This window comes from Clostridium sp., from assembly GCF_050717515.1.
GTDB lineage: Bacteria > Bacillota > Clostridia > Clostridiales > Clostridiaceae > Clostridium_AD.
Genome location: NZ_JBOITL010000023.1, coordinates 161793 through 187544, shown reverse-complemented (window position 1 = coordinate 187544; position 25752 = coordinate 161793). Strand labels below are relative to the sequence as shown.

At 33.3% G+C, this 25752-nt stretch carries 15 protein-coding genes; 11 read left to right on the top strand and 4 right to left on the bottom strand.

Annotated features, from left to right (window positions below):
• The first annotated feature begins 362 nt into the window (after positions 1-362).
• Positions 363-1445 (top strand): C40 family peptidase, encoded by a 1083-nt coding sequence (locus ACREV6_RS08775; RefSeq protein WP_431577629.1) that lies wholly within the window; start codon positions 363-365, stop codon positions 1443-1445.
• A gap of 80 nt (positions 1446-1525) precedes the next feature.
• Here the strand turns inward: ACREV6_RS08775 and ACREV6_RS08770 are convergent, their stop codons facing one another.
• Entirely contained in the window at positions 1526-1744 is a 219-nt protein-coding gene (locus ACREV6_RS08770; RefSeq protein WP_431577628.1) for a DUF1450 domain-containing protein, read from the bottom strand.
• A 431-nt stretch (positions 1745-2175) separates the two neighbouring features.
• On the opposite strand from ACREV6_RS08770, the gene ACREV6_RS08765 reads away from it, so the two are divergent.
• Positions 2176-3147, top strand: a complete 972-nt coding sequence (locus ACREV6_RS08765; RefSeq protein ID WP_431577627.1) for a serine hydrolase — start codon at positions 2176-2178, stop codon at positions 3145-3147.
• 280 nt (positions 3148-3427) lie between these two features.
• Positions 3428-5152, top strand: coding sequence for a phospho-sugar mutase (locus ACREV6_RS08760; RefSeq protein ID WP_431577626.1), 1725 nt, complete (start codon positions 3428-3430; stop codon positions 5150-5152).
• A gap of 435 nt (positions 5153-5587) precedes the next feature.
• On the opposite strand, the gene ACREV6_RS08755 is transcribed toward ACREV6_RS08760, so the two are convergent.
• The gene (locus ACREV6_RS08755; RefSeq protein WP_431577625.1) at positions 5588-5857 is read right to left on the bottom strand and encodes a late competence development ComFB family protein; all 270 of its coding nucleotides are present in this window, start codon (positions 5855-5857) and stop codon (positions 5588-5590) included.
• Between the two features lie 440 nt (positions 5858-6297).
• Between ACREV6_RS08755 and ACREV6_RS08750 the strand changes: the two genes are divergently transcribed.
• Together ACREV6_RS08750 and ACREV6_RS08745 are read left to right on the top strand one after the other, a co-directional pair.
• On the top strand, positions 6298-6951 hold the full coding sequence (locus tag ACREV6_RS08750; RefSeq protein ID WP_431577624.1) for a 3-oxoacid CoA-transferase subunit A: 654 nt from the start codon (positions 6298-6300) through the stop codon (positions 6949-6951).
• 1 nt (position 6952) lies between these two features.
• Entirely contained in the window at positions 6953-7618 is a 666-nt protein-coding gene (locus tag ACREV6_RS08745) for a 3-oxoacid CoA-transferase subunit B (RefSeq protein WP_431577623.1), read from the top strand.
• A gap of 128 nt (positions 7619-7746) precedes the next feature.
• On the opposite strand, the gene ACREV6_RS08740 is transcribed toward ACREV6_RS08745, so the two are convergent.
• A complete protein-coding gene (locus tag ACREV6_RS08740) occupies positions 7747-9093 on the bottom strand; it encodes a TIGR00366 family protein (RefSeq protein ID WP_431577622.1) in 1347 nt (448 codons plus the stop codon).
• Positions 9094-9580: 487 nt separating this feature from the next.
• Between ACREV6_RS08740 and addB the strand changes: the two genes are divergently transcribed.
• From addB to ACREV6_RS08715, 5 genes are all read left to right on the top strand, one after another.
• Positions 9581-13297, top strand: coding sequence for a helicase-exonuclease AddAB subunit AddB (gene addB, locus ACREV6_RS08735; RefSeq protein ID WP_431577621.1), 3717 nt, complete (start codon positions 9581-9583; stop codon positions 13295-13297).
• Positions 13297-17211 (top strand): helicase-exonuclease AddAB subunit AddA, encoded by a 3915-nt coding sequence (gene addA, locus ACREV6_RS08730; protein ID WP_431577620.1) that lies wholly within the window; start codon positions 13297-13299, stop codon positions 17209-17211. The genes addB and addA overlap by 1 nt, the downstream gene beginning before the upstream one ends.
• A 24-nt stretch (positions 17212-17235) precedes the next feature.
• Positions 17236-18483 carry an exonuclease SbcCD subunit D gene (locus ACREV6_RS08725; RefSeq protein ID WP_431577619.1) on the top strand — a complete coding sequence of 416 codons (1248 nt, stop codon included), beginning with the start codon at positions 17236-17238 and terminating at the stop codon, positions 18481-18483.
• Positions 18470-22087, top strand: a complete 3618-nt coding sequence (locus ACREV6_RS08720) for an SbcC/MukB-like Walker B domain-containing protein (RefSeq protein WP_431577618.1) — start codon at positions 18470-18472, stop codon at positions 22085-22087. Before ACREV6_RS08725 ends, ACREV6_RS08720 begins: the two co-directional genes overlap by 14 nt.
• Before the next feature lie 677 nt (positions 22088-22764).
• Positions 22765-23034: a DUF1294 domain-containing protein gene (locus tag ACREV6_RS08715; RefSeq protein ID WP_431577617.1), complete on the top strand. Its 270-nt coding sequence runs from the start codon at positions 22765-22767 to the stop codon at positions 23032-23034.
• Between the two features lie 485 nt (positions 23035-23519).
• On the opposite strand, the gene ACREV6_RS08710 is transcribed toward ACREV6_RS08715, so the two are convergent.
• Positions 23520-24302, bottom strand: a complete 783-nt coding sequence (locus ACREV6_RS08710) for a nitrilase-related carbon-nitrogen hydrolase (RefSeq protein WP_431577616.1) — start codon at positions 24300-24302, stop codon at positions 23520-23522.
• A gap of 307 nt (positions 24303-24609) precedes the next feature.
• Between ACREV6_RS08710 and ACREV6_RS08705 the strand changes: the two genes are divergently transcribed.
• Entirely contained in the window at positions 24610-25446 is an 837-nt protein-coding gene (locus ACREV6_RS08705) for a YihY/virulence factor BrkB family protein (protein ID WP_431577615.1), read from the top strand.
• Positions 25447-25752: the final 306 nt, after the last annotated feature.

Below are 25752 nucleotides of genomic sequence, written 5' to 3'. Positions count from 1 at the left end.
CCCATATCATCACTCTCCTAACTTGATGTATTAAGTATAACAAAAAGACCCTACAAAGTAGAGTCAGTTAGTTTTGAGTCAAGTATGGCTCTTTTTTTAAACTGTCTACCTTATAGGGTCCATTATATATTTTGAAATCATAGCTCTTTGTTTTTTAAAAAAATAATTAATATTAATAGGGTATGTTCAACAGAAAACAATCATGCTATAATAATACATAAATGTATAATTAAGTAAATAAGTAAATAAGCGAGTAAGCAATATTAAATTTCACAGAAAATACTCTTGACACAAACTGCATAAGGTTTTAATGCATTTTGTATATGATTTGTTTATTTTAAAACAACGAGGGGGATGTAAAAATGAAGCATGCTATGAGAAATATGGCAGTTCTGACAACTTTGATTTTTACTTTTAATGTAACTGCATTAGCGGTTGAAGTAAATGGAAAGTTACAACCGCAAAAGTATTCACTAACTAGAAATCAAACCGAGAGTCAAACAATTGAAAGAATAATAGAACAATATGACAATGAAATTGAAAAGAATATGGCTAAAACGGGGGAGAATAAAATTAAAATATTACAAACAGAAAAAGCAATTAAAAGTGTTGCGGAAGAGATAAATAAGGTTGGAAATGAAGTACAAAAGGAACGAGAATTATTCGACAGTAGAATGCGAACCATGTACATAAATGGGGTTGATGGATATACCCGTGTTTTACTTAATTCAGAGAACTTTGGAGATTTTGTATCAAGAGTAAAAAACATCAGAGTCATAATAAAGTTTGACAAAAAAGTAATGAGTGAGTTTGAAGCTGTCCAAAATAAATTAAATGAAAAGCAGCAGTGTTTAAATTATATGAAGGTTGAATTACTTAAATTACAGGTAGACAACAAGCTAAAGTTAGAGAAGATAATCCTCGCTAAAGAATCACAAAATAAATTGATAACCAAGTTAGATACCAAGGAAAAGTATCTTACAGCTAGGATGGGTAATGCACAAGGATTGGCAAATAAAAGCACAACAAAAACAAGTGGAATGCGAAAATCAGTGGCTAAATATACTCCTTCAAGAGGCTCAACTAATTTATCACAAGATTCTATAATAAGTTATGCTTCTAACTTCCTTGGCACACAATATTCACGGGGTGGTACATCACCTTCTACAGGCTTTGATTGCTCAGGATTTACACAATATGTATATAACCATTTTGGAATATCGGTGGGAAGGTCCACATATGATCAGATAAATGATGGTATACAAGTAGCTAAAAAAGATCTTCAACCAGGGGATTTAGTATTTTTTGGAAACAATAACAATCCTCATCATGCAGGTATTTACGTTGGTAATAATAATTATATTCATTCTCCCCGGACAGGAGATGTAATTAAAGTTTCACCTATGACAAGAGGAGATTATCTAACGGCTAGACGAGTAAATTAAAAAATATATATTTTTTAAGGCGCATTTAAATAACAAGTCAAAATGCTAAGTACATTGACTTGTTATTTATTTTTAAGCGACTAAGGAATTAATAATTTGCTGATTATAATATTATACAAATCTTCTTCATCATTACCCACTAACAGTTTCTTGTCCACCATAGCTATAGGATGACATTTGCATTTATGACACTTTCCAAAACATTTTTTTGTGGATACCTTTATATTAGGATTAGTTTCAGTTATCATAGTAATAACAGCATTATTCCATTGATTATGTTTGCAAAATTTAATTTTCATTAGATCAACTCCTTAAAATATAGCGGTATAAGGTGAAATAAACATATATTTATATTATATGCTAAATATTAGGAAGATATAATCTAGAAAGAGAATTAGATAGCTACAAATAGTTGGGGACGGTTAACAATTAATTAGCTTATATTTTCATGGAAGCTTATAACTGTAAACTTTAGATTATAAGCATCTAGCATGAAGATTTTATGAAGATTAAATCAGATAATTAATCATTTAATTTAAAAATATCGAAAAATATAAAAATTTGGAAAAATTTAAGGTACAATGTAATTAAAGTAAAAAATTCATGGATTGTTAACACAATTGTCATTGAAACGACATATATTTAGTATATTTTTATATTAAAAGAATTTTAGAGGGATAACAAATAATAATAGATAGCACTAACGAAGAAGTACAAGGGGGACGGTTAGATGAAAGGTAAGGAAATTTGCATTTGCATAGCAATAATAATGGCACTTTTTGCAACGACTTACTTAAACAAGCAATCGGTAGTGGCCGGGGGAAGTGTTGCTACGACTAATTATACTTCTACTAATAATAAAAGTAATAATTATGGAATATCTAAAGTCATATCTAAAACTGAATATGAAGATTTAGTTAATATACAGTCATTAGAGTACAAGCAAACCAAGGCAGCAGAAAATTCTAAGAAGCAAGCTCAGTTACAGGGTTTAGAAAAAGGGATTAGAACATTTTTAGGCAATAATATAAGTAAAGTTGGATTGGTTTACTATGATATAAATTCTAAAAAATTTATTGAAATAAATCAGGACAAGCAGTTTGTGGCAGCTAGCACAATAAAAGTACCTATAAATATGCTTATGTATGATATGATTCAGGAACAAAAAATTGATATAAATGAAAAATTAATATTTGAACAATGTGATTATGAAGAGGGTGCAGGAGAACTTCAAGGAACAGATTTAAGCAAGCCTATTGCACTCAAGACCTTAAGTGACTATTCAATAATTTATTCGGACAATATAGCAATAAATATGATTTTAAGAAAAGTAGGCAATGAAAATAAATATAATTATATCGAAAAAATAGTTGGGCATCCTACAGTACATAGTGAAAATAATACTACACCAAAGGATTCTTTTAAAATCTTAGAGAAATTATATTTAAATCTTGATAATAATAAATACTACAGTGATTTGATTGAAACCATGAAAAAAACAGAGTATCATGATAGGATAGATAAGTACATTCCTAAGCGAGTTGTAGCTCATAAAATAGGTGACTTTGGCGAGTGTGTAAATGATATTGCCATTGTAAGTAAGGATAATCCATATATTCTTGTGGTCTTTACAGAGGACCTTCCAAATGCAAATGAAACTATTGCACAAGTATCCAAGATGATATATGACGCCCAAAAGTAATAAGTGGGCAAGTAACACACTCGGTTAAACTTAGAAAAAAATAAAGAGGTTGTGCCCTAGAGGCTATAATCATTTGTTTTTGTACTACTCAAATCTATAGAATTTTTTAAGCTAATCTGAACTATGAACTAAAAACCTGGGGACGGTTAACAACTAATTAAAGATCGAATTAGTTGTTAACCGTCCCCGTAAAAGTTCACAAAAGGTTTGTTTAAAAAACATAGAAAATACTGTATAATGTTATGCATAATAGCAATTTTTTAGAAAGGCGTGAGTTAAAATGACTTATATGAAAAAATATGAAGAATGGATAAACAATGAATATTTTGATAAAAAAACTAGAGAAGAATTAAAGGCAATAGCAGAAGACCCTAAAGAAATTCAAGATAGGTTTTACATGGATTTAGAGTTTGGAACTGCAGGATTACGAGGAAAATTAGGTGCGGGACTTAACAGAATGAACATATATATTATTTCAAGAGCAACTCAAGGACTTGCAGATTATATTAAAGGTTATGGCAGTGAATATATGGATAGAGGAGTAGCTATAGCATACGACTGTAGACATTTTTCTGAAAAATTTGCAACTACAGCAGCACAAGTATTAGCAGCTAATGGAATAAAGGCTTATTTATTTGAAGAGCTAAGACCTACTCCAGAGTTATCTTATGCGGTGAGAAGATTACATACTGCATCAGGAATCGTAGTAACTGCCAGTCATAACCCTCGCGAATACAACGGATACAAGGTATATTGGGAAGATGGTGCGCAAATTTTGTCATCAATAGCTACGGATATAACAAAAAAAATTCAGAGTATTTCAGACTTTAGTGCTATAAAACTCATGGACATTGAAGAAGCTAAGGAAAAAGACTTAATAGTAATGCTTGGAAAAGAAATGGATGATGAGTACTTTGAAAAAGTAAAAGGTTTAGCTATAAGAGAAGACATAGACAAAGATATAAAAATTGTTTATACACCTCTAAACGGAACAGGAAATGTACCTGTAAGGCGTGTGCTAAAGGAACGAGGATTTACAAATATAATAGTAGTACCAGAACAAGAGAATCCAGATCCAGATTTTACTACAGTAGGATATCCAAACCCAGAGGATGTAAAAGCATTTAAATATGCACAGGCTCTTGGTAAAAAAGAATCAGCAGAATTACTTATAGCTACAGACCCAGATTGTGATAGACTTGCCATAATGGTTAGAGATAAAGATGGTGAATATGTTGCTTTTAATGGTAATCAAACAGGAGCAATACTCATAAAATATGTAGTCGAGGGAATGAAGGAAAAGGGAACACTTCCAAAGAACGCAGCCATAGTAAAATCCATCGTAACAGGGGATTTAGGCAAGGCTATAGCGGGAAAATACGGTGTAGAAACTTTTGAAGTACTAACAGGCTTCAAAAATATTTGTGGCAAAATTCCTGATTTTAAGAGAGACAATAGCAACGAATTTATCTTCGGATATGAAGAAAGCATTGGATATGTTGCTGGTACTTTCGTTCGCGACAAAGATGGAGTAATATCTTCCATGCTTTTATGTGAGGCAGCAGCCTATTATAAATCTCAAGGTAAAACTCTAATAGATGTATTAAATGAGATCTATGAAGAATTTGGATATTATAGAGAAAGCCTAATATCTATAGTTTTAGAAGGTATAGAAGGACAAAAAAGAATTTCTAGAATGATGGAAGAATACAGAAAAGACAATCCAAAGACTTTAGGTGGCGCAAAGCTAGTTAAATATATTGATTATGAAATAGAAAAATCTTATGACGTAACTCTCGGCACAGAGCAGTCTAGTGGAATTCCAGTATCGAATGTACTTAAATTCTATTTTGATGATGAAAGTTGGTATGCTGTAAGACCTTCAGGCACAGAACCAAAAATTAAAATATACATGTATTCTAAGGGGAAAACTTTAGAAATAGCAGAAAAGAAATTAGTAGAAATGAAAGAGATAATAATAGAAAAACTTCAAAGCACAAAATAAATATACTAAAGGGATGAAATTTCTCCTACGTGCCTTGCAAACAAGCTCGAAACTGGAAATTTGATTAAGAAATTCTAATGTTTTGCGAACGTGAAATTCCCTAACGCTCACATTCGGCATCCTGCCTCAGGTTCGCTAGCTTGCCGTCCTGGCAAGCTTACGGGAATTTAACATTAGCAAAACAAGAATTTCTAAATCGAATTTCAACAGCTTCTCCGCTTCGTATTGCAAGTCACTTCGGAGAAATTTCATACTCATTATGCTCTATTTACCCTACAACCACATGATTTCAACTTAACAATGGAGTACATAAAAATCCCCGCAGAGTAGACATATCATTGTCTACTCTGCGGGGAATTTTTTAGTTCAAACCGCTTATGCAGTCTTAAAATTAATTTTCATATAACCATTTACCCAATCAACCTCTAAATCTATCTAATGCTTCGGATTAGCATATACTATATCTATAGCTTTTGTAATAGCCATGACAACATTAATTTGCTCTTGCTTGTCAACCTCATTTAGTGCTTTGGTATAAATTTCACCTTGCTCAGAGACGATATATTTTGTGGACAAGGCGTTTAATGCTAAAGCCTTAATATCCAATTTACACTTTTCACATTTACAAATAGTATCATATCTATGTAATATCTCTTCTAACAGTTTATTTACTTCAGTTTCGGAAAAATTCTTTAAATTATACATTATAGTCCTCCTAGTACTTTTCTTGCTATATAACATAATATAGAAATTATAGCACATATAGTTATTATTTTATATAGAAAAAATTGAGTGCTTTTTTCAATAGGGAGATTTAATATTGGTCGAAGCTTTAATTTTTACAACTTAAAAAATGTATTTTTTCAAACAATTACAGAAAATTATAAAAAAATACAATTTTCCCATAAAAGCCTTGTATATAAATTACATAAGGACTATAATTAAATCAGAAATAGAAATAAAATTTAATTATTCCACATAAATACATAAAAAACAATTGCTAATAAAGAAGTTTTTTCATTGCATTAACAGTTTTGGTATTTAATTAAGGCACTGAAAATTCAGAGCCTTTTTTTGTTTTAAAATAAAATGAAATAAGTATTACAAATCTGACAATTACAATAAAATTTAAGGAGGGAAAGTAAATGAACAAGGTTGTATCTTTAGATAGAGTTAGACCATTACTTATAGACGGAATGTCAATAATGATAGGTGGGTTTTTAGCCTGTGGAACACCAGAAAAGATGATAGACTTGTTAATAGAAACAAATGTTAAAGATTTAACTATAATAGCAAATGACACAAGCTACGTAGATAAAGGCATAGGAAAACTTATAGTTAATGGGCAAGTTAAAAAGGTTATAGCTTCTCATATAGGAACAAATGCAGAAACAGGGAGACTTATGACAGAAGGAAAAATGGAGGTAGAACTTGTACCACAAGGAACACTAATTGAAAGAATAAGAGCAGCGGGAGCTGGACTTGGGGGAGTACTTACGCCTACAGGAGTTGGTACTATGGTGGAAGATGGAAAAGAAAAACTTACAATAGAAGGAAAAGAATATTTATTAGAGCTTCCAATTAAAGCAGATTTAGCACTTGTTTATGCAAGTGTTGTAGATGAAATTGGGAATGCAGTTTATTATGGAACAACAAGAAATTTTAATCCGACAATAGCTACTGCTGCAGAAATTGTAATAGTAGAAGCTGAAAAAATTGTTAAAGCTTCAGAGCTTGATCCAAATAATATTGTTACTCCAGGTGTATTGGTCAATTATATTATAGGGGAGGCTAACTAATATGATTACAGATAGTAAGCTTGCAAAACAAATTATTGCAAAAAGAATTGGTAAAGAATTAAAAGATGGACAACTTGTTAATTTAGGAATAGGACTTCCAACATTAGTTACAAACTATATTCCAGAAGGAGTACATGTTACTTTTCAATCAGAAAATGGTATGGTTGGCATGGGAGCTACTCCGCCAAAAGGAGAAGAAAACAAGGATGTAACTAATGCAGGTGGTCAATTTACTACAATACTTCCTGGTGGAGCATACTTTGATAGTGCAATGTCTTTTGCTTTAATAAGAGGAGGACATGTTGATATGACTGTTCTTGGAGCACTGGAAGTAGATCAAGAAGGCAATTTAGCTAATTGGATTGTACCAGGCAAAATGGTTCCTGGTATGGGTGGAGCAATGGATTTAGTAGTAGGAGCTAAAAAGGTTATTATTGCAATGCAACATACAGCTAAAGGAACTCCTAAAATATTAAAGAAATGCACATTACCACTAACAGCAAAAGCACAAGTTAACCTCATAGTTACGGAACTTGGAGTAATGGAAGTTACGGATAAAGGGCTTGTACTTATTGAAATTCATAAAGATACAACAGTTGAAGAAGTTAAATCACTTACTGGGGCAGAACTTATCATATCAGAAAATCTAAAAATAATGGATGTATAGATAATAAATTATACACAAAAATCGGGTTCCTCGGAGCCCTTTTTTACTTTCATAAAAAAAGAGGTGACTGCCTGTAGAAATTGCTTTCTACAGGTAGTCACCAGCTTAGATATTATAATAAAAACTTTTTAAAGAAAGAATAATCCGAGCCCAATAATAACACCGGAGCATAATAAGTCAACTATACAGAAACCCATTACATCCTTAGCACTGAGTCCAGCGATTCCAAGAGCCGGTAATGCCCAGAAAGGTTGAATCATGTTAGTCCATGCATCTCCCCAAGCAATAGCCATGGCAGTTTTCGCAGCAGGTACACCAAGGGCCGCACCAGCAGGCATCATAATAGGAGCTTGAACAGCCCATTGTCCACCACCAGATGGTACAAAGAAGTTAACAAGTCCTGCACTTAAGAAAGTGAAAAGTGGGAAGGTATGTTGATTAGATATACTAACAAAAGAAGTAGACATAACCCCTGCAAGAGAAATTCCAGTAGCGCTTGCACCTACCATCATCCCCATAATACCTGCGTAGAATGGGAATTGAAGTATAATTCCAGCAGCTCCTTTAGCAGCATCTGTAATTGCACCAACAAATCTTCTAGGAGTTCCATGAAGAGCAACCCCAAGGAATAAGAAAATAGCATTAACAATGTTTAAATCAAGGCTACCACCTTTAACAAAATAATAAATAATATAAGTAAAGCCCATAAGTGATAATAACATTGAGATAATAGTACTATTCTCAAGTTTATCAGCAGGAGTCATTTTTCCTTTAGACATTATAACTACTGATTCCTCAACCAAAAGCTTCGGATCTATAGTAACAGTATTAGCTTTGTCCGGATGCATAGCTTTGTTTACAAGAGGTAATGTTATTAAAAGCACAGCTAATATAATTAAATTAAAACCTGAAAACAATGTAGCACTGGTTGGTATAGCTGTAGTAACTGCGCCTGCAGTGGCTTTTGCTACGTCAGCACCACCCCCGGCAACTACTAGTGGTATAGAACCAGAAAGACCAGCATGCCATACTAAAAAGCCTGAATAAGCAGAGGCTATTAGAAGTCTATAATCTACACCTTTAACTTCTTTAGCAAGTTCTTTCGCAAAAATAGCACCAATAACTAGACCAAAACCCCAGTTAATCCAACAAGCTACAGTAGAAATGAGAGTAACAAGAACGATTGCTTGAGTTGGTGATTTAGGTATTTTCGCAAGAGTTTTAAGACCCTTTTTAAAAGATGGTGCATTGGCAAGCGCGTGGCCTGTAACTAATACCAATGCCATTTGCATTGAAAAAGAAAGAAGAGTCCATAAGCCCTTGCTCCAGTGAACAGTCATAGCTAAGGGACTTTGACCAGTAAGGAGTACCCCTAAAATCAATACAAAGAATGTTAGAAGTACAGCAAATATGAACGGATCTGGTAAATACTTTTGTACAAGATTAACGCAACCATTTGTGAATTTTTTAAACATTTTAATCCCTCTCCTTTAACATTGTTAAATTTTTAATAATGCTATGAAAACGTGATGCATAAGTCTTAGATATCATGTTAGTATTCGAATGTAAGAAGAGAAATTTATATAAATCTTCTTATATTACAATGCCAAGGTCAATAAAACATATTAATATAAAATTCGATGTATTTATTGAAGTTAATACCTAATTTACACTAATGTGTAAATTTATAAGGCTTATACATATTATTATTCTATATTAAAACATAAATACCTGCATATTTGTTAAAAAAATATTAATGTATATATAAAATTATGCGTTTAAACGCTCAGAGGTTACTATGCTTAACATGTTATAATAAAATAACTGTAATAGGATTACTCAAGAAAATGAAATTGTTGTGGTAAAATTATACATGATATAATATATGTAGGCACATTAAATTATAACACCTCAGGTGATAATTTAATGTGCCGAAGGCCTAAAAAGAAGGGATGTGTTTTTGTGAGTTTAAGATTTATATACGGAGGAGCTGGCAAGGGAAAAAGCAGGTTCTGCTTAGAAGATATAAAAGAGCGACAAGTGGAAGAATGTGAAAAATCACTAGTACTTTTAGTGCCAGAGCAATTCTCCTTTCAAGCTGAAAAAAATCTTATAAAAGTAGTTGGATCCACCGGAATAAAAAACGTCCAAGTGCTTAGTTTTAATAGGTTAGCTTATAAAGTTTTTAGTGAGGTTGGGGGCATAACTTGTAAACCTATGGACACCTCAGGAAAAGCAATGCTTATTCATAGCATAATGCAAAAAAAACAAGAAAAATTTAAAGTATTTAGTGCAGCCTCAAGGCAAAAAGGCTTTGTAGATAATGTAGCTGGTGCCATAACAGAGTTTAAAAAATATGGGATTTCTGTGGAAGATTTAAATGTGGTAAAAGAAAAATTAGGGGAAACCCCCTTGCTAATAGATAAAATAACTGATTTATCCCTTATATATGGGGAATTTGATAATATTCTAAATCAAAACTATGTGGACCCAGACGACGATTTGACCCGTCTGTATAGTGCCCTTGATGAATGTAATATTTTTGATGGCTGCGAGTTTTGGCTAGATGAGTTTACGGGATTTACACCGCAGCAATATGGAATAATAGAAAAGCTATATAAAAAGGCTAAAAGGGTAAACATAACCCTGCCACTAAAAAGCTCAGAGCATTCAAAAGGTATGGATGAGGCAGATGCTTTTTATTCTATAAAATTTACAGAAGACAAACTTTTAAAAATAGCTGAGGAGACTGGAACATCCTTAGAAAAGTCTATAGAGCTACAGGAAAATAAAGAGCATAAATTTAAAGATAATGCAGAGCTTTCTTTTCTTGAAAAAAATTATTTTGCTTTCCCATACACGCCATCCACTGAAAAGTGTGAAAATATAAAGGTGTTTAAAGGTCTAAATGCCTATTCAGAAATAGAGCATGTGGCAAAGGATATTCTAAGAATTTGCCGAGATGAACACGTAAGATTTAATAAAATTGCAGTGGTAACTAGAGATTTACCATCCTATGAAAAATTAATTAAAGCAATATTTACAGAATACAAAATCCCCTTATTTATAGATAAGAAAAAAGATATAACAAGTAATCCCTTAATTGTGTTAATAACATCAACTGTTGAGATTTTCACTAAGAACTTTAGTTATGAATCAGTGTTTAGGTATCTTAAAACAGGCCTTTTAGATATAGAAGTAGAAAATATAGATATACTAGAAAACTTCGTAATACAAACAGGTATAAAGGGCAAAAAAAAATGGGCAGAAGCTGAGCTATGGCAAGAAAAAATAGAATACTATTTTAGAGATTATTATGATGGCAAGGAAGCTGCAAAGGAGCTACAAAAGAACATAGAAAAGGTGGAAACTCAGGAAAATCAAAAATCAGAAATAAACATAGAAAACCCAGTCACCAGAGAAGAAAAGGAAGCTGAAAAAATAGAAGCTACCATTAAAATTCTAAATGATACAAGAGAGGCATTTATAAAGCCACTACTAGCATTAAATGAAAAATTAAAGGGTAAAAACAACACCATAAAAATTTGTACTGCCCTATTTGAATTTTTAGAATCAATAAAGGTATATAAAACTCTAGAGAAGTGGATAGAGAATTTCAAAAATCAAGGTGCTCAAGAGAAGGTGACGGAGTACAGCAAAATATGGAACCTAGTTATGGAACTACTAGATCAGATGGTAGAAGTACTTGGCACAGAAAATCTATCCTTAGATGAGTTTGTAAAGATACTTTCCATTGGCTTTAGCAAACATCAAATGGGACTTATTCCACCAGCATTAGATGGGGTTTCCATCACTAGTTTAGACCGCATAAAAAGTCATGATATAAGTGCCCTATACATTATAGGTGTAAATGATGGAGTGTTCCCAAAGGCAAATAAAGAAGAGGGAATATTCACAGACAGTGACAGATCAATTTTAAAAGAAAATGGAGTAGAAATGGCCAATGACACAAAAACAGAGGTCTTTAATGAGCAGTATTTAATTTATGCTACCATAACTATACCAAGTAAATATTTAAATATAAGTTATCCCATAGGAGATTATGAAGGCAAAACCCTAAGACCTTCTATTATAATATCTAGATTTAAAGCTTTATTTAAAGAGCTGGTAGAACAAAGCAATATAACGCAGTACAGTGACGCCCCACATGAGATGCAGGGCACCCAGGAAATTCAAGAGGCTGGTGAAATGTCAGAGGTATGTGCTAAAGTTCCCACTTTTAATGGCTTGATTTTTGCGCTTAGAAAATATTTGGAAACAGGATATATATCCTCACTTTGGGTTAAAGTTTATAAATGGTATCAAAAAGAAGCAGAGTGGAAAGAAAAGAGTAACAGCATGTTTAAAGGCTTTGACTATAAAAATGAAGTGAAAATGCTAGAAAAAGAAAAAGTGAAACTACTTTATGGAGAAAAAAACTATTTTAGCGTATCTAGAATAGAAAAATATGAAGAGTGTCCCTTTGCATATTTTGTGCAATATGGACTAAAAGCAAAAGAAAGAAAAACTTTTACCTTTTCTTCGCCAGACTTAGGTAGTTTTATGCACAGTGTGCTTGATAATTTTTCAAAGCTTGTGGATAAAAGCAAGATAAAATGGGCGGATCTTGATAAGACGTGGTGCGAGGCAAATATTGCAAGCATTGTAGAAACTGAAGCGGACCTTGGCGCAAGTGGCTATATATTAAACAGTACTCCAAGGTATAAGTATTTTACTGAGAGATTAAAAAGAGTTTTAAAGAGAACCATCTTTGTCATAGTTGAGCAGATGAAAAATAGTGGCTTTGAACCTTTTGGCTATGAAGTATCCTTTGGTTTTAACGAGGGAGATTATCCACCGATACAAATAGAATTATCCACAGGAGAAACCGTAAATTTAGTGGGGAGAATAGATAGGGTAGATAAATTGATAAATGAGGGAGAAGAATTCTACAGAATAATAGATTATAAATCCGGCAATAAGGATTTTAAACTATCAGATGTATATTACGGACTTCAAATACAGCTACTTACCTATTTAGACGCCATGCTTACAAATGAGATAGCTTTTTCTAAGCAAAGAGCGCTTTCACAGGAAGCAATTTTCCCAGCAGGTATACTGTATTTTAAAATAGATGACCCAGTAATAAAAGCTAAAAATAATTTAGATGAAGAGGAACTAGAAAAAGCCATAATGAAGGCTTTAAAAATGAAGGGCCTACTTCTAGCAGATACTAAGATAATTAGGGAAATGGATAGAAATATTCAAGGGGCCTCTCTAGTTGTTCCAGTCTCTATTAAAAAAGATGGAGAATTAGGAGCCAGGTCATCCGTGGCAACTAAAGATCAATTTGATATGCTGCTAAAACATGTAAAAGAAAATTTGATATGCACCTGCGAGGAAATGTTAAGTGGGGAAATAGACATAAAGCCCTACAAGAAAAAAGATATCACTCCTTGTGCTTATTGTGAATACTCAGCTATTTGTCAATTTGACCCTACATTAAAGGAAAATACCTATAAAATAATAAAGGATAAAAAGGATCAGGAAATTTGGGAACTTTTAGCGAATGAATCTGATATATCTAATGAAGAGATAAATCCTGCACCTGAAAATAAATCACAGGATGAGGCTCAAATAAATAGCGTAAATACCCAAGAGATGGGAGTGAAAGAGTAATGGATAAGGATGCAAGTGGAATTAAACAAGTGGAAAAAAAGGTTTCCTGGACAGAGGATCAACAAAAGGCTATAACAACTCGTGATTGTAATATTCTAGTAGCTGCAGCTGCGGGTTCCGGAAAAACTGCAGTGCTAGTGGAGCGAATAATAAAAATAGTAACAGATGAAGAGCGGCCAACAGATATTGATAAGCTTCTAGTAGTTACCTTTACCAATGCAGCTGCCTCAGAAATGAGAGAGAGAATAGCTGGAGCGATTTCAAAGGAACTGCGTATTAATCCAAAAAGTAAGTTACTACAAAGACAACTTACACTATTAAATAAATCCAGCATTACAACTATTCATTCTTTTTGTCTTGAGGTTATTAGAAACAATTTTCATATAGTAGATTTAGACCCTAATTTTCGAATAGCGGACACCACAGAAGCGGTGCTCTTAAAGCAAGAAGCTCTAGAAGAACTTTTTGAAGAAAGATATGTATCCATTGCAGAAGAAGAAATGGAACTATCAAAAGAGAACAATCAAAACCCTGAGCACTCTAATAGCTTTCAGAAAGAACATAGTTTCTTAAACCTAGTAGAATCCTACAGTAATAATAAAGAAGACCTAGGCCTTCAAGCTATAGTTTTAAGCCTTTATAATTTTGCCATGAGTTCCACAGATCCAACAAAGTGGCTACTAAATGCAGCAGAGGATTTTAACATTAAAGAGGGTTACAGCCTTAGTGATACCCCTTGGGCAATGGTTTTAATAGAGGATATTAAAATAGAGCTACAAGGCATTGAAAAAGTAATGATAAAAGCATTGAAAATCATAGAAGGAAATGAAGCCATAGCCTTGTATAATGAAGTTTTTAAAGGGGATTTGGAGATTATTTCTGATCTTTTATCTGCATCTAAAAATTCTTTTGATAATTTAGCAGGGACTATAGAAAATTTAAGCTTCCAAAAGCTACCTAGTATAAAGGCCTGCAAGGACAAGGAAAAACAAAAGGCAGTGCAAGATATAAGAAATAAGGTAAAAAAACAATTGCAAGAGCTAGGGCAGCAGGTAATGAGCGCAAATTCAGAGGTAGCTCTTAGGGATATAAAAAAACTATACCCGCAAATGATGGCGCTATCACAGCTAGTTATAGATCTGCAGGAAAAATACACACAAAAGAAAAAAGAACGTTCAATTATAGATTTCAATGATTTTGAGCATTTTTGTCTTTATATTTTAATGCAAAAAGATGAAAAAGGAGAAGTAGTACTAGATTCAGATGGAAAACCACAACCTTCCTCTGTAGCGGTGCAACTACGAAATAAATACCAAGAAATTTTGATAGATGAATATCAAGACAGTAACATGGTGCAGGAAACCTTGCTTAATATAATCTCAAGAGAAAAAATAGGGGCTCCGAATGTATTTATGGTAGGAGATGTAAAACAAAGCATATATAGATTTAGACAGGCAAGACCGGAGCTTTTCTTAGGTAAATATAGGTCTTATGAAAAGGTTGATGGTGCAAAAACCAGGAAAATAACACTATACAAAAATTTTAGAAGCAGAGAACCAGTTATAAATGCTGTAAACTATATCTTCAAAGGAATAATGTGCAAAAACATTGGAGATCTTGACTACACAGATGAAGAAGCACTAAATTTAGGAGCTTTTTTTGAAGAACTTAAAGAGCCGGGGGTAGTAGGTGGAGCAGTGGAGCTACATCTTATTGAAAAGGATGTTATAGATATCTCCCAGGGAAATGATGAGGATGAAGAGGAAAATCAGTCAAATGATTCAGAAGACCAGGATGCTAGCAAAGCATCAGAGGAAGAAACCCCTACAAATATTCAATTAGAAGCTAGAATTGTGGCAAAAAGAATAAAAGAATTAATGCTACATGATGGCTACGCGGCATTTAAAATTTATGACAAAAATATTAAAGCTTATAGAAATGTGGACTATAAGGATATTGTAATATTACTTCGGGCTACTTCAAATTGGGCACCTTCATTTTTAGAAGAGTTAAAACTTGAGGGTATACCTGTTTATGCAGATACAGGAACAGGATATTTTAATACCATAGAAATTCAGATAATCATGAGTCTACTTCAAATTATAGATAACCCAAGACAAGATATACCTATGCTTTCAGTGCTACGTTCTCCCATAGGTGGATTTACCTCAGAGGAGTTAGTAGACATAAGAATAGGTCAGAGGGAAATCTCTTTTTATGAGGCTATGGTAAATTTTTCGGATACTGTGGAAACAGAGCAAAATGAATTAATTATCCAAAAACTTAATAAATTCCTAGAAAAATTAAACCACTTTAGAGAAATCTGTAAGTATATGCCCATTGATGAATTCATCTGGTATCTATACACAGATACTGGCTATTACGGTTATATAGGAGCAATGCCAGGGGGCGTTCAAAGACAGGCAAATTTAAGAGTGCTTTTCCAAAGGGCTAGGCAATACGACGAAACTAGCTATAAGGGATTGTTTAATTTTATAAACTTCATAAACAAGCTAAAAGTAAGCAGTGGAGATATGGGCAGCGCTAAAACTTTAGGGGAAAATGAAAACGTAGTTAGAATAATGAGTATTCATAAAAGTAAGGGCTTAGAGTTCCCTGTAGTATTTTTAAGTGGTACAGGAAAAAACTTTAACCTAATGGATATAAATAAAAGAATACTATTTCATCATGAGTTAGGCTACGGTCCAGATTTTGTGGACCCTCTAAGAAGAATTTCTTACCCTACAGTTTTAAAACAAGCACTAAGAAAGAAAATAAAGATAGAAAGCCTTTCAGAAGAAATGAGAGTGCTATACGTAGCCTTTACAAGAGCAAAGGAAAAGCTAATTATAACTGGGTCAATGAAAAATATAGAGAAAAATATAGGAAGAATGAGCTTTAGTTTAGAAGAAAATACTGAAAAGCTTGGAGAATATGAAATTTTAAAAGCAAAAAGCTATTTAGATTGGATAGTACCCAACCTAATAAGGCATTCAGATGGAAAGATGCTAAGGCAGTTAATTGGAATAGAAGAGGATAACGTAAAGCTATTAGAGCATCCTGCAAGCTTTCAGGTTAGGCTTTGGAATAGAGATGACATAGTTAAAATACAAGATGAGCAGGAAGAAAACCTTGTGACTACGCAGGAAAAGTTAACAAGAATCCAGGAAAAAATCACAGATGAGAAAAATCTTGCGGAGATAGAAAAAAGGCTAGGATTTATTTATAAATATGAAATGTCCACAAAAATGCCAACAGTACTTACAGTAACGGAGCTTAAAAGAAAATTTAATTTAGAGCTTACAGAAGGTACCACAGAAAATATGTACCAGCAAAAACTTATAAGCAAGCCAAGATTTTTAGAGGAACTAAAGGGATTAACACCGGCAGAAAAAGGAACCGCTATGCATGCAGTGGTGCAAAGATTAGATTTAACTAAGGTGGAAACATTAAGTGAAATAGAGGAACAAATCCAAATTTATGTTGAAAAACTCTTATTGTCAAAAGAAGAGGGCAAAGCTGTACGGGCAGAAAAACTAGTGAAATTATTTAAAACACAACTAGGGCAAAGAATGGTAAAAGCCTATAAATTAAATTTATTAAAAAGAGAAGTCCCTTTCCATATGGAAATTAATTCAACAGATATTTATAAAAATCTTCCTCATGACATATATGGAGAAGAAAAAATAATGCTTCAAGGAATAATCGACTGCTATTTTGAAGAAAATGGAGAAATAATTCTAGTAGATTATAAAACAGACTCAGTAAAAAATGGTGATGCAAGTGAGATAATAGAGAAATATAGATCTCAGCTAGATTATTATGCAAGGGCACTTAAGGATACGCTTGGAAAACCAGTTAAAGAGAGCTATCTATATTTATTTAGTATAGATGAAGCCTTGCGGGTTAAATAGTGTCCTAAGAAAGGGGAGAATAAAATGAGAATACTTCACACCTCAGATTGGCATTTGGGGAAGACCTTAGAGCAATACAGTAGGCTAGAGGAACAGGAAGAATTTCTACAAGAATTTATAGAAATAGTGGAAAATAATAATATAGATTTGGTACTTATAGCTGGAGATATCTATGACAATGGTAATCCACCTGCAAAAGCAGAAGCAATGTTTTATAACACCCTTAAGAACATTACAAAAAGTGGTAAAACAGCAGTGCTTGTAATAGCAGGTAATCACGACAATCCAGAGAGATTAGTAGCGGCTAGTCCGCTTTCATATAAGCATGGAGTAATACTTTTAGGAGAACCAAAGAGTATAGCAAGAGAAGGTGGCTTTGGAGAATACAACGCTGATAATAAATGTGACTTTGAAATAATAGAAAGTGGCGAAGGTTATTTAGAACTTAGTATAAGAGGGGAGAAGGCAGTTATTATAACACTGCCCTATCCAAGTGAAAAAAGGTTAAATGAGGTGCTTTCAACAGGACTAACTGATGAAGATAGGCAAAAAAGCTATTCTGATAGAATAGGACAATTATTTGAGAAGCTATCCACTAAATATAGAGAGGATACCGTAAATCTAGCAGTATCTCACCTCTATGTTATGGGCGGAGAGGAAAGTGGATCAGAAAGAAGTATACAGCTGGGTGGAAGTCTTTCCGTTTCTCCACTTAAATTTCCTGAAAAAGCACAATACTCAGCCCTTGGACATCTTCATAGACCACAAAAAGTACCAGGAACTAAGGGAAAGATAAGATACTCCGGGTCTCCAATTCAATATAGCAAAAGTGAAATAAACTATAGCAAGGGAGCATATCTGGTAGAGGTTAAAGCTGGGGGCGAAGCTGAAATTTCACAAATCCTCTTTAGAAACTACAAGCCTATAGAAGTATGGAAATGTAGTAGCGTGGAAGAGGCCTTAGAAAAATGCATAGCAGAAAGCACGCGAAACATTTGGGTATACCTTGAAATAAAGACCAAGGAAATAATTAGCACAGAACACATAAAAGAAATGAAACGCAATCGCCGTGACATAGTTTCCATACAGCCAATACTAGAAGGATTAGCAAGGGAAGAAGATTTAGCAGAAAGCCTAAGGGAAAAATCCATGGAAGAATTATTTAAAGAATATTTTGTAAAGGAAAAAGCAGGGCTAGAGCCTTCAAAAGAGTTAATGGATTTATTCTTAAGTATAGCAATAGAGGGGGATGCGGAAAATGAAACCAGTTAATCTTAAAATAAAGGGCCTCAATTCCTTTGTAGAAGAGCAAACTATAGAGTTTTCAAAACTCACAGAAAAAGGACTTTTCGGTATCTTCGGTCCCACAGCTAGTGGCAAATCTACAATCCTAGATGGTATAACTATAGCGCTTTATGGGAAAGTATCCAGAGACACCAAGGAGTTTGTAAATACTGAAACCAATGTGGTAGAAATAAGCTACGACTTTGAAATAGGGGTAGGAAAAACTCGAAAGCTGTATAGAGCAGAAAGGTGCATAAAGAGATTAAAAACTGGATACTTCAAAACTGCCTATGCCAGGCTTATAGAAATAAATGTGGAAAATTCTGAAGAAAACAAGGTGCTGGCAGAAGGACCAAAGGACGTAGAGGAAAATATTATAGATATTATAGGGCTAAAAGTTGAGGATTTTACTCGGTCCGTAGTGCTACCTCAAGGTAAATTCAATGAATTTTTAAAACTTACAGGCAAACAACGAAGGGATATGCTAGAAAGAATATTTGCCTTAGAAAAATACGGCACAAAGCTTTATGAAAAAATAAAAAGAGTTAGAAATGAAAACTTAATATCTAAAAATGAGCTAGAGGGAGAAATGAAGGGCTATGAAAATGTAGGAGAAGAGGCCCGTATTGAGATAATTCAGACACTAGCCCGCTTAAAAAAAGAAGAAAGTGATCTTAGAACTCAGAAAATTACAATAGATAAAGAGTACGAGCACTGCAAAACTCTCTGGGAGCTACAAGAAGAAAAAAATCAATATGTAAATAAGGAAGCCCAACTAAAGCTTCAGGAAGAAGAAATTAAAAATAAAAATGAAAAATTCACTAAAGGAAGCGCAGCACTAAAGGTAAAGCCCTTTATTGACAATGTACTTGAAATTAAAGAAAGTTTAGCTATAAATAGTTCCACCCTCCAAAAATTAAACAATGCTTTTTTAGGTCTATGCGAAAAGCTAAATTTAACAAAGATCTCTTATGAGGGAGCTTGGATGGATAAAAACAATAAACTTCCTGGTTTAATTGAAAGGGAAGTAAGTCTTAAACAAGCTACAACTATTGAAGAAAAAATAAATATTCTGGCCCATGAAAAAGCTATTCTTTTAGATCGGCATAAAAACCTTATGATAAATATGAATGAAAATAATATAAAGTATAAACTGCTAGAAAGCAATAAATCACAAACAGAAAACAAACTAAAAGTTACAGAAGAAAGTTTAAATGAAATAGAAATATTGCCAGAATACAGGGAAAAACTTCAGAATGCCTACAATATTGAGCTAGAAGTTGACCTTGCTATGAAAAATGTAGATATACTTAGAAATAAAGAACAAGCATCCCAAAAGGATATAGGAATAACGGATGTAAGACATAGAGAGATATTACTAATTCAGGAAAGTAGTGGAAATAAATTAGTGGTTTTGCGAGAAAAAACCGTGGAACTTACGAATAATTTCCCGGGAGATAATAATTTGTTGCTAGATAAGCAGAACGCTTATAGTACATTCCGGGATACCTTAGAAAAAGCTGTAGAAAACAATAAAATATTAGGCGAGCTTAAGGAAAAATACCACAACATTAACATTAAAAGTGAAAAAGCTAGCTTAGATTTAAAAAATAGAGCAGAAACTATAGAAGTTGCAAAAGCTCAGCTTAAAACCCTAGAAGCTGAAATAAAAGAGATAGAATTAGGGGGCATGGCAGCAATTCTAGCTTGTAATTTAAAGCAAGGAGACCTATGTCCAGTATGTGGATCGGAGCATCATACGCATTTAGCTGAGGGAATAGTAAATTCCAATTTAGAAGGATTGAAAAATTTAAAACAAAATGGAGAGCTAAACTTAGAAAAACTTGCTAAAGAACTTCAAAAGGAGCAAATTACAGCAGCAGAAATTTTAAGAGATGCAGAGCATATAGATAAGAGTATTATAGAAGTTTCTGAAAAACTCAGAGGCGTAAATATGGAGGAGCTACAAGAACGGAAGAAGATAAGTGAAAAGGAATTACTTCAGTTTAAAGAAAACACAGAATCCTACAATAAGCGAAAAACTGAGCTAGATTTAGCCTTAGTTGTGCTACAAAATGAAAAAAATAAAGTAGACCTTTCAGAAGCTAAACTTGGCGAAAGCTTAAAAAAGGAAAAGGAAGCATTAATAGCAATAAAAATAGATTTATCTATTGCTACAGAAAGAGTAAAGATACTTCAAGATAAGTACCTCCTTTTAAAAGAAGATTTGCAAAGAGAAGAATACTTGCGAAGGCATGAGGGTACATTTAATCAAAAGCAAACTGAGAGTATAACGGTGCTATCCATAAGTGAGAAAATAAAGCAACTTAAAGTAGCAGACAATGAAATAATAAAGCTAACTGCCACAGTAAGGAAGTACAGAGCAGAGTTAGTAATACTAGAAAAGCAAAGAGATGAAGTGGATAAAATCTTAATGGGCCTTACTACCTCAAAAACAGAAATAGAAACCAGTGGCAAGGAAAAAAGAGCAGAAATAGAGCGTTTGACTATTCAAATTCTGGAACTCTGTGGATTTAAGCCTTCAAAGGAACTAACGCCTAAAATAGAAATAGAAAAGGTAAGAAATGAAATAAAAAGCATAACTTTGAAAGAGGCAAATTTAAAAGAAATTTTAGAAAGAGAAAATATAGAAAAGCAAAATGTGGAAACTCAGAAGACTAGTGAAGAAAAGGAAAATACAATGCTTTTAAAACTATTGGTTACAGGAGAAGAAAAATTAAAGATATCTCTTAGTGAAAATTCCTTTGAAAATGCTGATGTAGCTATTCATTATTTAATTTCCAAAGAAGATTTGAAAATTTTAGATAGTGAAATAAAACATTACGAAGAAGTGCTTCGTAGAATCCTAGATAATTTGCAAAGAGTTGAAAATCTTCTTTGCGGAAAAGAAATAGAGCCTGATTTTTGGGAAGAACTAAAAGAAAAAAGACAAATACTGCAAAATGTTTTAGAAGAAAAAAATAAGGCTGTAGGCGTTGAAAATCGTATCTTAGAGGAAATGGAAAGAAAGCTAAAAGAATTTGCAGCTCTTATAATAAAGCGCAGCGAAGTAGAACATATGCTAGGTCTTTTAAGAGAACTTGACACCTTAATTCAAGGGAATAAATTTGTAGAATATGTAGCCATGAAGCAGTTAAAATATATATCACTGGAAGCTTCAAAACGGTTAAAGGAAATAACAAGAGGTCGTTATGCCTTAGAGCTGGACTCTGATGGAGCTTTTGTAATGAGGGATGATTTCAATGGAGGAACAAGACGAGAAACCAATACCTTGTCCGGCGGAGAAACCTTCTTAACCTCATTATGTCTTGCTCTGGCACTATCCTCACAAATTCAATTAAAAGGTAGTGCTCCACTAGAATTCTTCTTTTTAGATGAAGGCTTTGGAACTTTAGACACGGACCTTTTAGAAATAGTAATGAATTCGCTTGAGAAGCTTCATTCAAGTACACTTTCTGTGGGAATAATAAGTCACGTGGAGGAGCTTAAGAATAGGGTGCCTATAAAACTAATAGTGACGCCGGCAGAGCAGGGACAGGGAGGGAGCAAGGTAAAGTTAGAGTATACGTAAGGGCATAGAAGTTCTCCTACGTGCCTTGCAATAAGTGCTTGAAACGTGAAATTGTATTAAGAAATTCTAATCTTTTGCCAATATAAAATTCTCTGACGCTCACATTCGGCGTCCTGCCTCAGGTTCGCTACCCTGCCGTCCTGGCAGGGTCACGAGAATTTTATATAGTCAAAAGAAGAATTTCTAAATACAATTTCAATGTTTCTGCGCTTCTTATTTCAAGTCACTTGGTCGAAATTTCACAGCCAAAGCCCTTCCACCAAAGACCTGCGAGGTATGTGAACATTTAGTGAAACGGAATTCCGAATGGAATTCTGACAACACGCACCTAAAGTCTTTTAGCCGTTAGGCTTGATGTTTGATATGTATCACGTAGGAGAGAACAAAACAAGAGATTCCGAATGGAATTTCGCTAACTTGCCCAAAATCTTTTAGCCGTTAGGCTGGATGTTTGACATGTATCACGTAGGAGAGAACAAAACAAGAGATTTCGAATGGAATTTCGCTAACTCGCTCAAAATCTTTTAGCCGTTAGGCTGTGTTTGCTATGTAGCATGAAGTAGAGAACAAAATAATAAATTCCCGATGGAATATCAGTTAACCCATTGGGGGCATTATTGTTAAAGACAAGCATTTAATATATAATTAAATCACTAGAATTCAATTGGAGGAAAAAAATGAAATTATTTTTGTATTATATTTTAGCTATTAATTTATACGGTATCTTTGTGATGTATTCAGATAAGAAGAAATCACAAAAGAAGAGGTGGAGAACTCCAGAAAGTACTCTTTTCATTATAGCCTTTGCTTATGGTGCTTTGGGAATATTTATGGGTATGCAATTATTTAGACATAAAACTAAGCATAATAAGTTTGTGATAGGAATACCTTTAATACTGATAGTTCAACTGTTTATATTCTTTACATATATTTATAAAGTACTGTAAGTTCCATAATTTAAGCTTTGAAATTATACCCTTTTGAGACTATAAAAAGTAAACTTAACATAGTGGCGGAAGAGATGTTGCAGATGTAAGTGAAAAAATAGAGTATATTGGAATGAACGTGATCTTTTCATGATGAAAAAGAAACTTTCTCAATAGAATTTATATTTAGACTTATTTCGTGCCTGTGTATAACTATTCTGTTAAATCGAATAAATTTCAAGCGAATTGGAGATATTGGTACTTTATGGCTTATAGAATGTATATTTAAACAAAGTTATCCTCTTTATGTGGATAACTTTGTTCAAATTGTGGATAAATTTTTAATTATCTGATAATATTTTATCTGAAAATATATTATAATATTAAATTTCACTATCAAAATAATCTAAATTTCTTAATATATTGAAAAAAATTCCTTGGAATTATAATAATAAAATTGAAGCCTACCAGATGAAAAATCTTTTGGAATCAGATGTTGAAAAAAACTAAAGATGACTATATAAATTACAATACAGATCTTCTTTTCTATCATCTTTAAGCCTAAAGGTTCCTCTAATCTGAGATACATCTTGATTGCAGATACCAGCTATAATTAGACCATCTTCCATATATAAGCTACTTATTATGTTTCCTAGTGGATCTATAATCATGGAGTCACCACTATAGTTTAACCCATTTCCTTCCCCAACTCGATTTATACCTGCTATATAACATTGATTTTCTATGGCTCTTGCTTTTAACAGGGTAATCCAGTGTTCGCGGCGCGCTGTTGGCCAGTTAGCTGCTACGGTAATTAAAGTGGAAGTTTTGGAAGCTATCTGAAATATCTCTGGAAAGCGTAAATCGTAGCAGATGAAAGGGGCAATAGTAAAACCGAAAGCGTTAAAAAATTCTATTCCGTTCCCACTTTGGTAAAATTTAGACTCATCTCCAAAGGAAAAAGGATGAATTTTAGTGTAGTTTACAAGTTCTGCGCCACAGGGAGCAACTACAGAGTAGTTATTTTTACTATTAGTGGTGCACTCTACATACCCAAAGCCTATGAAAATATTAAATTTACAACTCATTTCCTTAAAAAATTCTGTGGTTTCATTATTGTTTTCTCCTATTAAAGAAGTGTTCATAGAAAAGCCTGTTAAAGTCATTTCAGGGAAAAGTATCATATCCACCTTTTCAGTAGCTGCCTGTTTTATGAATTGTAAAGCAACTTTTTTATTCGCAGTTTTATCTTCAAAGGCAATATCTAATTGAGCTAGTGCTAATTTCACATTAAAACCCCCTTTTTAATTATTAATAATATCTTGCTATAATACATATTATAACAGAAGAAGGTAAGTATGAAATTCATCCTGGGTTTATTACATAAGATTATGCATATTTATATCAAAGGCAATTATAGGTGAAAGCATGTAGAAGTGTGAAAGATAGTATATAATAAGTTTTACAGGGTCTTAGGTTAGAAAATTTTTCATGGAATAAAATTAGAGTCTCTTAACAAGGGATCTGCTATCAGAACATTTTACATGCGGAACATACATATGTGATTTAAAATATGGAGATTGGAAAGGTGATTATATGTTTAATGATTTAAAAAAACTTGTATCAAGGGTTATTGATGATGACATTACTGCCTTGGCAGCTCAAGTTACTTATTATTTATTGTTATCTTTTTTTCCTTTTTTATTACTACTGCTTAGTATGCTAGGCTATAGTGATTTAAAGAGTAATGATGTGTTGGTATATCTAAGCCAAATAATGCCAAAAAGCACTTTTGATTTAATTTATACTACGGTTATTGAGGTGTTTGATAAAACAAGTGGAAATTTAGTATCGCTAAGTATAATAGGTTTAATTTGGACTGGGTCTAGCGGGTTCAGAGCTATAATAAAGGGATTAAATAAAGCTTACGATGAGAAAGAAACAAGACCTTACTTTCAAACTTTAATTATATCCGTATTATTTATGCTAGGACTTGCGGTAGTTATTATAGCTGCAGTAGCCTTAGTTGTATTTGGACAAATGATAGGGGGATTAATTGCAACACGATTACATGTATCTAGTGAGTTCTTATTGAATTGGGATATCATAAGATACCTAGTAACTTTATTAGGAATGGTATTTATATTTGCAGCGTTGTATCATTTTACCCCTTGTAGAAGACTCACATGGAAAGAAGTAATGCCTGGAGCTACCTTTAGTACTTTAGGTTGGTTGTTGTCTTCTTTAGGCTTTGCATATTATGTGAATAACTTCAACAACTATTCTAGTGTATATGGTGGAATAGGAGGAGTGATAGTGCTTATGCTGTGGCTTTATATTACTTCTATTATAATACTATTAGGGGGAGAGGTTAATGCACTTTTGGCATTTGAGAGAGAAGGCAAAGAAAAACCAAAGTGTAAGAAGTATTAAGTATGAGATTCTCCTACGTGACTTGCAATAAAGGCTCGAAACGTGAAATTCCATTAAGAAATTCTAATCTTTTGCGAATATAAAATTCTCTAGCGCTCACACTCGCCTTCCTGGCTCGGGTTCGCTAGCCTGACGTCCTGTCAGGCTTACGAGAATTTTATATTCGCAAAAGAAGAATTTCTAAATGGAATTTCAATGTTTTTTCGCTTCTTTATTGCAAGTCACTAGGTCGAGAATTCATACTTATTATACGTAGAAGGGGAAGGGAAAGATTACGAATGAAATTCTACTGCGTTAATTGCAAAC